Annotated in this window: 11 protein-coding genes; 6 read left to right on the plus strand and 5 right to left on the minus strand. The window is 73.8% G+C overall.

The window, feature by feature from the left end; genetic code table 11:
• Positions 1-5: 5 nt before the first annotated feature.
• From F7Q99_RS01470 to F7Q99_RS01495, 6 genes are all read left to right on the plus strand, one after another.
• Entirely contained in the window at positions 6-677 is a 672-nt protein-coding gene (locus F7Q99_RS01470) for a thermostable hemolysin (protein ID WP_230210129.1), read from the plus strand.
• Entirely contained in the window at positions 664-2,238 is a 1,575-nt protein-coding gene (locus tag F7Q99_RS01475; RefSeq protein WP_153459714.1) for an AMP-binding protein, read from the plus strand. Before F7Q99_RS01470 ends, F7Q99_RS01475 begins: the two co-directional genes overlap by 14 nt.
• A gap of 12 nt (positions 2,239-2,250) precedes the next feature.
• Positions 2,251-3,183 carry a TauD/TfdA family dioxygenase gene (locus tag F7Q99_RS01480; RefSeq protein WP_230210130.1) on the plus strand — a complete coding sequence of 311 codons (933 nt, stop codon included), beginning with the start codon at positions 2,251-2,253 and terminating at the stop codon, positions 3,181-3,183.
• Positions 3,180-3,857, plus strand: a complete 678-nt coding sequence (locus F7Q99_RS01485; protein WP_326846135.1) for an O-methyltransferase — start codon at positions 3,180-3,182, stop codon at positions 3,855-3,857. Before F7Q99_RS01480 ends, F7Q99_RS01485 begins: the two co-directional genes overlap by 4 nt.
• A gap of 175 nt (positions 3,858-4,032) precedes the next feature.
• Positions 4,033-4,560 (plus strand): nuclear transport factor 2 family protein, encoded by a 528-nt coding sequence (locus F7Q99_RS01490; protein ID WP_153459716.1) that lies wholly within the window; start codon positions 4,033-4,035, stop codon positions 4,558-4,560.
• Positions 4,560-5,816: an amidohydrolase family protein gene (locus tag F7Q99_RS01495; protein ID WP_153459717.1), complete on the plus strand. Its 1,257-nt coding sequence runs from the start codon at positions 4,560-4,562 to the stop codon at positions 5,814-5,816. The genes F7Q99_RS01490 and F7Q99_RS01495 overlap by 1 nt, the downstream gene beginning before the upstream one ends.
• A 7-nt stretch (positions 5,817-5,823) precedes the next feature.
• Here the strand turns inward: F7Q99_RS01495 and F7Q99_RS42430 are convergent, their stop codons facing one another.
• From F7Q99_RS42430 to F7Q99_RS01520, 5 genes are all read right to left on the minus strand, one after another.
• The gene (locus F7Q99_RS42430; RefSeq protein WP_153459718.1) at positions 5,824-8,289 is read right to left on the minus strand and encodes a SpoIIE family protein phosphatase; all 2,466 of its coding nucleotides are present in this window, start codon (positions 8,287-8,289) and stop codon (positions 5,824-5,826) included.
• 148 nt (positions 8,290-8,437) lie between these two features.
• Positions 8,438-9,058, minus strand: coding sequence for a TetR/AcrR family transcriptional regulator (locus F7Q99_RS01505; RefSeq protein ID WP_153459719.1), 621 nt, complete (start codon positions 9,056-9,058; stop codon positions 8,438-8,440).
• Positions 9,059-9,124: 66 nt separating this feature from the next.
• The gene (locus F7Q99_RS01510) at positions 9,125-10,711 is read right to left on the minus strand and encodes a 4-coumarate--CoA ligase family protein (protein WP_153459720.1); all 1,587 of its coding nucleotides are present in this window, start codon (positions 10,709-10,711) and stop codon (positions 9,125-9,127) included.
• Between the two features lie 229 nt (positions 10,712-10,940).
• Entirely contained in the window at positions 10,941-12,113 is a 1,173-nt protein-coding gene (locus F7Q99_RS01515) for an acyl-CoA dehydrogenase family protein (protein ID WP_153459721.1), read from the minus strand.
• A gap of 13 nt (positions 12,114-12,126) precedes the next feature.
• Positions 12,127-14,049 (minus strand): acetyl/propionyl/methylcrotonyl-CoA carboxylase subunit alpha, encoded by a 1,923-nt coding sequence (locus tag F7Q99_RS01520; protein ID WP_153459722.1) that lies wholly within the window; start codon positions 14,047-14,049, stop codon positions 12,127-12,129.

Here is a 14,049-nt window from a genome sequence, read left to right on the forward strand (position 1 = left end):
CCCGGATGACCAGGGGGGACGAACACGCCATGCAGATCGGCATAGCGGAACGAACGAGCACGCTCTGGCACGACGCCGTGGACCTGGCCAGCGAGGTCTACGCGACGCAGTACGGGGCCCGGGTCCGGCCGTCGCCAGAGTCCTTCATCGTCGCGCAGACCGACGAGGGCTCCGGACCGACGGTACTGGCCTGCGCCGGACTGACCTTCGGCGCCACCGAACCGCTCTTCTCGGAGCGGTACCTGGCCGGCAGCCTGGAGGAGGAGATCGAGCGGGCCCTCGGGGTGACCGTGGACCGCGGCGGCGTGGTGGAGGTCGGATCGCTCGCGACCCGCGAGCGCACGGTCGGACTCGAGGTCATCCGGGCCACCCCGATCATCGCGTGGTGCCTGGGGATGCAGTTCATCCTCGCCACCGCGACCAAGCCGCTGATCAAGCGGCTGGAGCAGACCGGGATCGGGTTCGTCCCACTCGGGCCCGCCGACCCGGCCCGGCTCGGCTCCGACGAGGAGGTCGAGCGCTGGGGCAGCTACTACGAGCAGGAGCCGGAGGTCGGCGTCATCCCGCTCAACGCGCTGGAGCGCCTGTTCACGGACGCCACCGGGCGCTACTCGATGGCCGGGGTGGCGTTCACCGTCAAGTCCGACCGGAAGGTGGCGACGTATGCGGGTCATTGAGGAGGTGCTGCGGCGCCTCGGGGAGACGGACCGGCCCCTGGTGGAGGTCCTCGACGAGGACACCGAGGCGGCCCGGGTGCTGTCCTACCGGGACGTCACCAGGGCGGCGCAGGCGCTCGTCGAGCAACTGGGCGACGGCGGCCGGCCGCGCAAGGTCGGCGTGCTGTGCGGCAACACCCCGGAGTTCGTCGTCTCCGACCTGGCCCTGCTGGCCGCCCGCATCGTCGAGGTGCCGGTCCCGCTGGCGTTCTCAGCCGAGCAGGCGGCCGGGCTGCTGGAGGACGTCGACGTCTGTCTCGTGGACGGCCTCGGCGAGCGGCGGCTGGCCGAGTGGGGGCGCGCCAACGTGCTGCCCGAGCGGTGCCGCACGGTGTCCGTGTCCTTCGACCGCCTCGCGGCACAGGACGCCGGGCCCCTGCACCTCGGCGAGACCGGGGACGACTGGGAGTGCAAGGTCATCCACACGTCCGGGACGACCTCCCGGCCCAAGGGGGTGCGGATCCGGGCCCACGCCGTCGACGCCCTGCTCGGCTCCCTGCTCTCGGTGATGCCCGAGCGCGCCTTCGCCCGCTACCTGTCGGTGGTGCCGTTCAGCCTGCTGATCGAGCAGGTCACCGGCCTGTACATGGTGCTGCTGCACGAGGGCACCCTGGTCCAACTCCCGGCCGCCATGCCGCTGGTGGGCACGGACGCCAAGGCGGTGGCCGCGGTCATGCCGTTCGTCCGCGCCGCCCGGCCGACGGCCCTGGTCGCCACGCCCGCGCTGGTCGACGAGTTCGCCGCGGCGGCCGAGGCGGCCCCCGAGGGGACGGCCGCCCGGGAGGTCTTCGGCACCGCGCAGGCCCCGCTGATCTGCTGCGGCGGCGCCCCCGTGCACCCGAACGTGCTCCAGCGACTGGAGGCGCTCGGCCTGCCCGTCCACGAGGGCTACGGGCTGTCGGAGAACAGCTCGGTCGTGGCCTGGAACACGCCGGGGGCCCGCCGCATCGGCAGCGTCGGCAAGCCGCTGCCGCACGTCCGGGTGCGCATCGCCGACGACGGCGAGCTGCTGGTCAACAGCACCTCCCTGTTCGCGGGTTACACCCGCAACGACCCCTCCAGCCTGGCGCTGGACGGCGACGGCTGGCTGCTCACCGGTGACCTCGCCCGGATCGACGAGGACGGGTTCATCCACATCACCGGCCGCAAGAAGAACGTCATCATCACCGGCACCGGCCGCAACGTCGCACCCGAGTGGGTGGAGGCCCAGTACGCCCAACTGCCCTTCGTCGACGCGGTCGCCGTCGTCGGGGACGGACTGGTCGCGCTCCGGGGCCTGTTCCTGGTACGGCCGGGCACCGACCCGGAGACGGCTCTTGAGGAGATCACCGCGTACGGGCGCGAGCACCTGTCCGACGTGGAACGCGTGGCGGACCCGGTCGTCCTGGTCTCCTCGGAGGAGGTCTACCGGCGGTTCTTCACCGTGACCGGCCGCCCGGTGCGCGCGACCGTACTCAAAGCCATCGCCGACGGAACCATCGACACCAACGGACCCGGCACCAACGGACTCGGCAACAACTGACGGGGAAACACCATGGCATCCTTCACCACCACCACTCGGTACGGCTCCGGCACCGGCCTGCTGGTCACGCCCGGCGACGCGGACACGCTGGCCGGGCTCGACCCGGCCCGGGTGATCGAGCTCCTGGCGGACGCGGGCTTCCTGCTCTTCCGCGGGTTCTCGCCGGACCTCCAGCAGTTCTCGCAGTTCGTCAAGGCGCACTCCAGCCGGATCACCCTGGACCCGGCGCGGTCCTTCCACGGCGGCGAGGTGGCCCAGAAGGTCGACGCCGGCACGGCGGCGGTGGGTCTGCACCTGGAGAACGGCAACAGCCCGTTCGGGCCCGACCTCACCTGGTTCTTCTGCGAGAAGGCCGCCTCCCAGGGCTCGCAGACCACCGTCTGCGACGGCTACCGCGTCTGGGACGAGGCGACCCCCGGTGCCCGCGAGCAGTTCGGCCAGGACATCGTGTACAGCCGCCGGGTCGAGGAGGACAAGTGGAAGGCGTTCGTCTTCCACCACCTGGGCGGCAGCAAGGAGCCCCGGGACATCACCTTCGACGACATGCGCGCGCTGGTGGCCGGCAAGGAGGACTCCACGACCATCACGCTGAACCCGGACGGCTCGATGGCGTACTCCTTCCGCACCCCCGCCGCCCGCACCACCCTGTTCGGCGAGCGGCTCTCCTGGGCGAACAGCATCTTCGGTCCCTCGTACAACTACGAGACCCCGCGGATCACCTTCGCCGAGGACGGGAACGAGCTGCCGGATACCCTCCTCGACGAGATGCGGGCGCTCACCGAGAAGGTGACCGAGGACCTCGAATGGCAGGACGGGGACGTCGCACTGATCGACAACACCCGGGTCATGCACGGCCGTCGCGCGATCCTCGACACCGACCGCACCATCTACAACGCCCAGAGCTACCTCGCCGAGGCCCTCCTGCCCGCCGGGCCCGCCCGGTGACCGCCGACGGCCTCGCGCCGAGCGCCGTGCTCCCCGACCCCCGCGTCCAGCAGGTGATCGACCGGCTGACCGACCAGGCCGGGGCGCGGGACGCCGACGTCATGAAGCGTGCGTACGCCGCCGTGGCCGACTGGTCCGAACCGCCCTCCCCGGAGCAGGCGGCGGAGCTGTGCGAGGAGGCCGCGCTGCCCGTCGACCCGCAGGTCGGCACCTACCTCTACCAGATGGTCCGGGCGCTGCGCCCGTCCCTGGTGGTGGAGTTCGGCACCTCCTTCGGCATCTCCACGCTGTACATCGCGACCGCGCTGCGCGACAACGGCACCGGCCGGGTGATCGGCTCGGAGTTCCAGCCCGGCAAGGCGCAGAAGGCCCTCGGCCACCTGACCGAGGCCGGGGTGGACCACGTCGCCGAAATCCGCGTCGGTGACGCGCGCACCGAGCTGAACGAGCTGCCGGGTCCGATCGACCTGCTGCTGCTGGACGGCTGGAAGGAGCTCTACCTGCCCGTCCTTCGGCAGCTGGAGCCCCACCTGCGGGCGGGCGCGCTCGTCGTCTCCGACAACCTGCCGATGCTGCCGACGGAGTTCCTGGCCCACGTCCGCGGGCCGGGGTACGTCTCGCAGGAGCTGGCCCTGGGCGAGGGCATCGAAGTGTCGGTGCGCCTGTCGTCCTGACGGGAGCCCGACGGTCGGATCCGACCGCACAGCCCCGGCCGGCAGGCGTCATACCCCCGAGACGCGTCTGCCGGCCGGTCCCGGCACCAACACAGCGCCAACCCGGCACCACTCGGCACCAAGCAGCACCAGCAACGTACCGCCTTGGGAAAGACAGCTCAGGAGGAACCAGCCGATGTCCCCGCTCCCCGACCGCCGTACGCTCCTTCGGGCCGGACTGGCGACGGCGGTGCCCGTCGCGGTGGCCGCCCACGCGGCCGCTCCGGCGGCGGCCGAACCGTTCAGCCTGCGGGAAGACGACGTGGTCCGCTGGATCACGGCCTACCTCGCGGCCTGGCGGAACAAGGACGCCGACGCCGCCGTCGCGCTCTTCACCCCGGACGCCGTCTACCAGGCCGTCCCCGGTGTCGCGCAGCAGACCTTCCAGGGCCGCCAGGCGATCGGCGACTACTGGCGCGGCGTCACCGCGCCGCAGTCGGACCTGTCCGCCCGGTACGGCCGGCCGATCGTCCAGGGCAACCGGGCGGTCGTCGAGCTGTGGGTGCAGCTCCAGGTGCCGGGCGACGGCGGGACCCGGCAGTGGATCACACTGATCGAGACGAACGTCCTGCGCTTCGAGGCGCCCGGGCTGGTCTCGTGCAACGTCGAGTACTGGAACCTCCAGTCCGGGCGGATCGACCCGCCCGCGGGCTGGGGGCACTGATGGACCGTCTGCTCCTGCGCGACGGCCACGTCCTCACCATGGATCCGCTCCTCGGGGACCTGCCGTGCGCCGACATCCTGGTCGAGGACGGGCGGATCGCGGCGGTGGGGCCATCCCTCGCCGCCGACGACGCGGAGGTCGTCGACGCGGCCGGGTGCATCGTGCTGCCCGGGTTCGTCGACACCCACCGGCACATGTGGCAGGCGGTGCTGCGCGGCCACGGCGCCGACCAGACGCTCGGCGAGTACTTCCGGGTCGTCCTCGGCACCCTGGGCCCCCTGATGGGCCCGCACGACCTGTACCTGGGCAACCTGCTCAGCGCGCTGAGCGCCCTGGACGCGGGCATCACCACCGTCCAGGACATCTCCAACGTCGGCAAGCCCACCCAGGACCACTCCGACGCCGTGATCGCGGGCCTCGTGGACTCCGGCATCCGGGCCCGGCACTCCTACGGACAGGGCACGGAGGCCGACCTGCGGCGCCTGCGCGCCGCCATCGGGGGCGGCGACTCGCTGGTCACCCTGGGCCTCAACGCCGAGCCCTCCGACGAACACGGCACCCGCCGCGCCTGGGCGCTCGCCGACGAGCTCGACCTGCCCATCGCCCTGCACGCCCGCGGCTACGGCACCGTCGACCGGCTGCACCGCCTCACCGGGCTGCACAAGGGCACCGTCTACATCCACGGGAACGGGCTCGGCGGCTACGACCTCGACCTCATCGCCCAGAGCGGCGGCGCGCTGTCCGTCGCGCCCGCCATCGAGATGACGATGGGCCACGGCCTGCCGCCGTTCCGCGAGGCCCGGGACGCGGGGGTGAGGACCTCGCTCAGCACGGACGTCGAGGTGGCCGCCGCGGCCGACATGTTCACCCAGATGCGGGCGGCCTTCCAGACCTCCCGCTACGCCGCCCTGCACCACGGCGGCTCCGAGCGGGATCTGCCGACCTGCCGGCAGATCCTGGAGTACGCGACGATCGGCGGGGCGAGGGCGCTGGGCCTGGAGGACCGGGTCGGGAGCCTGACCCCGGGCAAGTCGGCCGACCTGGTCGTGCTGCGCGCCGACCGGCCCGGCGTGGTGCCGGTCTACGACGCGGCCCGCACCGTCGTCTCCGCGATGGACCGCGGCGACGTCGACTCGGTGCTGGTGGCGGGCACGTTCCGCAAGCGGGCGGGCCGGCTCACCCACGCCTCCCTGGCGTCCGTCCTGGAGCAGGCCGGGGCGGTGCGCGACCGGCTCCGCCGGGAACACCGCCGCTGAGGGCCGGTCAGACCGTCCCGAGGGGGAGCTCCAGCTCGGCCCAGACCACCTTGCCGTTCCTGGTCAGCCGGCTGCCCCAGCGCTGGGCCAGCTCGCTGACCAGGAACATGCCGCGCCCGCCCTCGTCCTGCTCGGCGAACGGGCGCAGCTGCGGCGTCTGGCCGCCCGCGTCGGAGACCTCGACGGTGAGCACGCGGTCGCGGAACAGGCGCAGCCGCCGCGGGGCGTCGGCGTGCAGGAGGGCGTTCGTGACCAGCTCGCTGACCAGCAGTTCGGCGAAGTCGGTGAGCGCGGCCAGGCCCCAGCGCTGCAGCGTCTCGCGGGTGAAGCGGCGGGCCTTGCCGGGCAGGCGTCCGCCGCCGGTGAGCGGGAGGGTGGCGATCCGGTCGGCGGGCAGCGGCAGCACCCGGGCCATGATCATCGCGATGTCGTCGTCGGTGCCGTCGGTGACGAGGGCGCCGAGAACGGCGTCGCAGCTCTGCTCCAGGGTGCGGCCGGGCCCGGCGAGGGTACGGGCGAGCAGCCCGATGCCGTCGTCGATGTCCTGGCCGCGCCGCTCGACCAGGCCGTCGGTGTAGAGGGCGACCATGCCGCCCTCGGGGAGCGTGAACTCGATCGACTCGAAGGCCACCCCGCCGACGCCGAGCGGCACGCCCGGCGGCACCTCGACCTTGCGGGCGAGGCCGTCGGGGGCCACCCAGACCGGCGGGAGGTGGCCGGCCGAGGCGACCTGGACGGTGCGCTCCAGCGGGTCGTAGACGGCGCAGATGCAGGTGGCGAACTGGCCCTCGCCGATCCCCGAGGCGGTCTCGTCCAGCCGGGTCAGGACCTGCTCGGGCGGCATGTCCAGGGTGGCCAACGTGCGGGCGACGGTGCGCAGTTGGCCCATGGTGGCGGCGGCCCGGATGCCGTGGCCCATCACGTCGCCGACCACCAGGGCGACCCTGCCGCAGGACAGCGGCACGACGTCGAACCAGTCGCCGCCGACCTCGCTGACCACGCTGCTGGGCAGGTACCGGTAGGCGATCTCCAGGCCGAGCGTGCGGTGGATCTCCTGCGGCAGCAGGCTGCGCTGGAGGGTGAGCGCGGTCTCGCGCTCACGCCGGTAGAGCCGGGCGTTGTCGATGGCCAGGGCGGTGCGGGCGACGAGTTCCTCGGCGAGGGCGACGTCGGCGGCGCTGAACGGCTCTGGGTTGCGCATCCGGATGAACTCGGAGCCGCCGAGGACCATGCCCCGCGCGGTGAGCGGCACCATCAGGTACGAGTGGATGCCGGCCGCCATGCCGGGGGCGACCCGGTCCTCGCTGGCGACCAGTCCGCGCAGCACCTCGGTGTCCACGCGGGAGCGCAGCAGCGGGCGGCCGCTGCGCAGGCACTGGGTGTAGCTGCGGTCGGGGGCGTACTCGGAGGTCTCGCCGACGGTGTCGACGGCGTGCGCGAGGCCGGTCTCGTAGGACTCGCCGACGGCGACGGCCCGCAGCGTGATCGGGCGGTCGGCGGGGATGGCGGTGGGCTCGGCGCCGCGCAGCACCGGCTCCAGCAGGTCGACGGTGGCGAAGTCGGCGAACCGGGGGACGACGGCCTCGATCAGCTCCTCGGCGGTGCGCTGGAGGTCGAGGGTGGTGCCGATCCGGGCGGTGGCCTCGGCGATGGTGGCGAGACGTTCCTGCGCGCGGGCGGCGCGGGCCTCGGCCTGGAAGCGCTCGGTGACGTCGATGATCGAGGAGGCGACGCCGAAGACCCGGCCGGTGGAGTCCTCCAGCCGGAAGTAGGAGGCGGACCAGGCGCGGTCGCGCTTCGGATCCCCGGGGACCCGGCCGTGCGAGCGGGCGTCCACCACGGGCTTGCCGGTTCTGAGCACCTGTCTCATGGTCTGCTCGATCTCGGCGGTGTTGATGCCAGGCAGCACCGCGGATATCCGGCGGCCGAGGTGGGCGGCGACCGGGACGCCGTTCATCCGGGCGAGTGCCTCGTTGATCCGGACGTAGCGCAGCCGGGTGTCGTAGACGGCCATGCCGATGGGCGAGCGGCCGAAGATGCCGTCGAGGACGGCGAGGTCGGCCTCGATCTCGTGGATGGCGCGGATGTCGGAGGCGGTGGCGAGCAGCAGGAGGGTGCCGGCCGGGCCGGCGATCGGGTAGGTGCGGAACTCCAGCTCGACCCGGTGGCCGTCGCGGTGACGGACCGGGAAGACGCCGGACCAGCCGGTGCCGCCCATGATCCGCCGGAACAGGTCCAGGACCTCGGCGCGGTCGGTGTCGTCGGTGAGCAGCCGGGCGGCGTGGCTGCCGACGGCCTCCTCGGCGGTGTAGCCGAGCAGAGCCTCGGCGTCCTCGCTCCAGTGCAGGATCAGGCCGTCACCCTGGATCAGGGCGGTGGCGAGCGGGACCAGCCGGTGGCCTTCGGGACGTGCGGGGGTGTCGCCCGGCACCGGGCCGGCGGCGTCGGTCGCGTCCCACTCGTGTCCGTGCATGATCAGGCAGCACCCCGGTTCGGCTCGTGCCCGGCCGGGTGGGCCTCGCGGTCCGTGCCGGCCGGGATTCTTCTCCAGACTGCACGGACATCGGTCGCCCGGCGACCCCTTCGGTGGGGCCCGTCCGGTCGTTCCGGGTGTTCGGGCGTCATGGGCGTACCGGGCGCAGCGTACTCTCCAGAAGGCCCGCCCACTGCCGGATCACTCCGGATCGTCGGGCGCTGTCGTCGGTGAGCAGGTTGGCGAGGCCGAGTCCGCGGGCGAGGTCGAGAGTGGCCTGCACCGATTCGCGCACGCCGGGGTGGCGCTCGTCGGCGTCGAGGAACTGGACGGCGGCCCGGTGGGCCTCCCGGCCGACGTGCCCCTCCAGGGCGATGATCCGCTCGCGCAGCGGCTCCTCGGTGGCGGCGGCGGTCCACAGGTGGAGGGCGGCGCGGAACAGCGGGCCGGTGTAGAGGCGGACGATCATGTCGACGACGGCGCGGGTGCGGTCCGGGCCGGCGGCCGGCAGCTCGTCCGCGTGGGCGCGGACGGCGGCCAGCCGCTCGGCGGTGACGTGTTCGACGGCCGCGGTGAACAGGTCCTCGCGGGTCGGGAAGTGGTGCTGGGCGGCGCCCCGGGAGACTCCGGCGCGTTCGGCGACCACGGCGACGGTGGAGCCGTTCCAGCCGTGTTCGGCCAGGCAGTCCACGGCCGCCGCGAGCAGCCGGGCGCGGGTGGCGCGGCTGCGGTCCTGTTGCGGGGTGCGGGCGGCGGGGTGGCTGGTCATCGCTGCTGGCGGTTCCTGTTCCGGTGGGGGCTCGCTGGGTCGATCTTCACAGATGCGCCCCACCGCTCAGCGGGCGGCCTCCCGGGCGCGCAGTTCGCGGCGGAGGATCTTGCCGGCCGCGGACTTGGGGACGGCCTCGACGAACTCGACCGCACGGACCTTCTTGTACGGGGCGACCTGGCCGGCCACGAAGGCACTGACCTCCTCGGCGCCGAGCCCGCTGCCGGGGGTGCGGACGACGAAGGCCTTGGGGCACTCGGTGCCGTCGGCGTTCGGCACGCCGATGACGGCGGCGTCGGCGATCTCGGGATGGGCGAGCAGGACGGCCTCCAGCTCGGCGGGGGCCACCTGGTACCCCTTGTACTTGATCAGTTCCTTGACCCGGTCGACGATGTGCAGGTAGCCGCGGTCGTCGACGTAGCCGATGTCGCCGGTGTGCAGCCAGGCCTCGTCGTCGATGATGGCGGCGGTGTCGGAGGGGCGGCCGAAGTAGCCCTTCATCACCTGCGGGCCGCGGATCAGCAGCTCGCCGGGCTCGCCGGGCCCGAGGTCGGTGCCGTCGCCGTCCAGGGCGGTGACCCGCAGTTCGGTGGAGGGCAGCAGCCGGCCGACCGCGCCGGGCGAGGGGGCCGGGTCCTGCCGCGAGATCAGGTGGGAGACCGGGGACAGCTCGGTCATGCCGTAGCCCTGGAGGAGGTGCCGGAGGCCGAGGCGGCGGGCGCAGGCGCTGGCCAGTCCGTTGTCGAGCGGCGCGGCGCCGCACAGCAGGTACTCGACGGAGGACAGGTCGAAGCGTTCCACCACCGGGTGCTTGGCGAGGGCGAGCGCGATCGGCGGGGCCACGATCAGCGCCTGGACCTTCTGCTCCTCGATGGTGCGGCAGAACTGCTCCAGGTCGAAGCGGGGCAGGACGACCACCGTCGCGCCGCAGCGCAGCGGCTGGTTGAGGAGTGCGGCGAGACCGTAGATGTGGAAGAACGGCAGGACGGCGAGGACGCGTTCGCCCTCGGCGGGCCGGTAGAGGGCGTCGCACTGGGCGAGGTTGGTGGCGATCGAGCGGTGGGTGAGCATCACGCCCTTGGGCAGGCCGGTGGTGCCGCTGGAGTAGGGCAGGACGGCGACGTCCTCGCCGGGGTCGATTTCGACCTCGGGCGCGGGCCCGGTGGTGGCGAGCAGGTCGGCGAGCGAGCGGTGACCCTCGGCGCCGTCCAGGACGACGATCTCGGCGAGCGGGCGGCCCTCGGCGGCGAGCAGGTCGGCGGCCTTGCGGGCGGTGGGCAGGAGCGGGGTGACGGTGATCAGCAGGCGGGCGCCGCTGTCGCGGAGCTGGCAGGCCACTTCGCCGGGGGTGGCGAGGGAGGAGACGGTGGTGACGGTGGCGCCGGCCCGGGTGGCGCCGTAGAAGGCCATCGGGTAGCCGGTCGTGTTGGGGCTGAACAGGGCGACCACGTCGCCCTTGCGCACCCCCGCGCCGGCCAGCCCGGCGGCGACCCGGCGGACGGCCTCGGCGAGCCGCGCGTAGCTCACGCTCTCCCCGGTGACGCCGTCGACCAGGGCCGGCCGGTCGCCGTAGCGCTCGGCGGCGCCGAGTACCGCGTCATGGATCGGCAGGTCCACCGCCGGCACGTCCGGGAACTCACTGCGGAACACCAAGGTAAGCCTCCACTGAGGTAGTTGACGAGGGCTCGGGTGCCGGCGACGGGTCGACGGGGCGGCCGGCCGGGGGCGCGTTCAGGAGCATACGGACAGCGGACGGGCACCGGGCCGTTGTGGGTGACGAAGGGCGTAGCGCGCGTGGCGCGGTCGCCGCCGGGAGGGCGCCCGGCGCGACGGTGTGCACCACCGCCGCGCGCCGCCGCCTCATGTCAGCGGTCGGCCCGGGTCAGTAGGACCTGGGCAGCCCGAGGGTGTGCTGGGCAACGTAGTTGAGCACCATCTCGCGGCTGACCGGGGCGACCCGGCCGACCCGGGTGGCGGCCAGCAGCGCGCCCAGCCCGTACTCCTGGGTGAGGCCGTTGCCGCCGAGCGTCTGCACCGCCTGGTCCACGGTGCGGGCGGCGGCCTCGCCCGCCGCGTACTTGGCCATGTTGGCGGCCTCGCCGGCGGCGAGGTCCTCGCCCGCGTCGTAGAGCAGCCCGGCCTTCTGGGTCATCAGCCGGGCCAGCTCGATCTCCACCGCGCACTGGGCGAGCGGGTGGGCCAGGCCCTGGTGGGCGCCGATCGGGGTGGACCAGACGGTACGGGTCCTCGCGTACTCGACGGCCTTGCCGAGGGCCTGGCGGGCGAGGCCGAGGGAGAACGCGGCGGTGAGGATGCGCTCGGGGTTGAGGCCGGCGAAGAGCTGGAGCAGGCCCGCGTTCTCGTCGCCGACCAGGGCGTCGGCGGGCAGCCGGACGTCGTCCAGGAAGACCTGGAACTGCTTCTCGGGGGCGACGAGTTCCATCGGGATCGCCCGGTACTCGAAGCCAGGGGTGTCGCGGGGGACGACGAACAGGCAGGGCTTGAGCTTTCCGGTGGTCGCGTCCGCGGTGCGGGCGACGAACAGCACCGCGTCGGAGTGGTCGATGCCGGAGACGAACACCTTGCGGCCGGTGAGCAGCCAGTCCTCGCCGTCCCGGCGGGCGACGGTGGAGATCCGGTGCGAGTTGGAGCCGGCGTCCGGCTCGGTGATGCCGAAGGCCATCTTCCGGCTGCCGTCGGCGAGTCCGGGCAGCCAGCGCTCCTTCTGCCGCTCGGTGCCGTAGCGGGCTATGACCGTGCCGCAGATCGCCGGGGAGACGATCAGCAGGAGCAACGGGCAGCCGGCGGTGCCCAGTTCCTCCAGGACGATGGCGAGGTCGGTGATGCCGCCGCCCCCGCCGCCGTACTCGACGGGCAGGTTGACGCCGAGGTAGCCGGCCTTGCCGGCGTCGGCCCACAGTTCGTCGGCGGGCTCGCCGGCGCGGGCCTTGGCGAGGTAGTAGGCGGAGCCGTAGCGGCGGCCGAGGTCGGCGACGGCCTTTCGCAGGGCCCGGCGTTCGGGGGTTTCGAGGAGCTGGCTGCCGATGGTGGACATGCGGGGTCCTTCCTCAGGCGGTGGCGGGGTGGACCACGGCGAGCAGGGTGCCGAGTTCGACCTGCTGGCCGGGGGTGGCGCGGAGTTCGACGAGGGTGCCGTCGGCGGGGGCGGTGACGCGGTGCTCCATCTTCATCGCCTCCAGGAAGAGCAGCGGCTGGCCCGCGGTGACGGTGTCGCCGACGGCCGCCGTGGTGCGGGTGACGGTGCCGGGCATCGGGGCGAGCAGGGCGCCCGGGTCGGTCTGCGCGGCGGGATCGGGGAATCGGGGGACGGCGATGAGCGCCGTGGTGCCGCCCGGGGTGTCGACGTACACCTCGTCGCCGTAGCGGGCGATGCGGTAGGTGCGCCGGACGGTGCCCTCGCGCAGGGCGACCCGGTCCGCGGCGGCCTCGACGAGCACCGTCTCCGGGTGGTCGTCGGCGCGCAGGCCGTCCCGGGTGAGGCGGTAGCGCACCTCCAACTCGCCTCCGTCGGCCGCCCGGTAGCGCTTGACCTGCGGCTGGGACGGCAGATTGCGCCAGCCGGAGGGCAGCGGGGTGCGGCGGGCGGCGGCGTCGGCGAGGGCGGCGGCCAGGGCGGCGCGGGCGGTGTCCTTGCCGTCCGGGGCGGTGAGTTCGGCCGCGTGTTCAGCCAGGAAGCCGGTGTGCAGCCGGCCCGCCAGGAAGGCCGGGTGCCGCAGCGCGCGGACCAGCGACTCCCGGTTGGTGGCGGGCCCGTGGAGGCGGACGCGGGCCAGCGCGTCGGCCAGGCGGCGGGCTGCGGCCGGGCGGCTCGGGGCCCAGGCGATCACCTTCGCGAGCATCGCGTCGTAGTGCGGGGTGACGGCACTGCCGTCCTCGACGCCGGAGTCGAGCCGGATGCCGCGGCCGGTGAACGCCTCGTACGGGACGGTGAGTTCGATGTGGTGCAGGGTGCCGGTGGCGGGCTGCCAGTCCTTGGCCGGGTCCTCGGCGTAGAGGCGGGCCTCGATCGCGCAGCCGGTCGCCGGCGGGGGCGAACCGGGCAGCTTCTCCCCCTCGGCGACGGCGAGCTGGAGGGCGACGAGGTCGAGTCCGGTGACGGCCTCGGTGACCGGGTGCTCCACCTGGAGCCGGGTGTTCATCTCCAGGAAGAAGAACCGGCCGTCCTCGGCGAGCAGGAACTCGGCGGTACCGGCGCCGGCGTAGCCGATCGCCCGGGCGGCGGTGACGGCGGCCGCGTGCAGCGCGGCGCGCACGTCGTCCGGGATGCCCGGCGCCGGGGCCTCCTCGATCACCTTCTGGTGCCGCCGCTGGAGCGAGCAGTCGCGGTCGCCGACCGCCCAGACCGTGCCGTGCGCGTCGGCCAGCAACTGGACCTCGACGTGCCGGCCGGCGGGCAGGTAGCGCTCGCAGAACACCTCGTCCGAGCCGAAGGCCTTGGCCGCCTCCGCGCTCGCCGCCTCCAGTTCGGCGGGGAGGTCCGCGAGCGTGCGGACGACGCGCATGCCGCGTCCGCCGCCGCCCGCCGCCGCCTTGACCAGGAGCGGCAGGTCGGCCTCGGTGGGCGCGGCGAGGGCGCCGAGCACCGGCACGCCCGCCTCGGCCATCAGCTGCTTGGCGGCCGTCTTGGAGCCCATCGCGGCGATCGCGGCCGGCGGCGGCCCGACCCAGGTGAGGCCGGCGTCCAGCACGGCCTGCGCGAACTCGGCGCTCTCGGACAGGAATCCGTACCCCGGGTGGACGGCGTCGGCACCCGCTTCGAGCGCGGCCTGGACGATCAGGTCGCCGCGCAGGTAGGTGTCGGCGGGCGCGGCGCCGGGCAGCCGCACGGCGGCGTCGGCCTCGCGGACGTGCGGGGCGTCCGCGTCCGGGTCGGAGTGCACGGCGGTGGTCGCGATGCCCAGGTCGCGGCAGGTGCGGAAGACCCGGCGGGCGATCTCGCCCCGGTTGGCGACCAGCAGGTTGGTGATCAT

The organism is Streptomyces kaniharaensis (assembly GCF_009569385.1).
GTDB classification, from domain to species: domain Bacteria; phylum Actinomycetota; class Actinomycetes; order Streptomycetales; family Streptomycetaceae; genus Kitasatospora; species Kitasatospora kaniharaensis.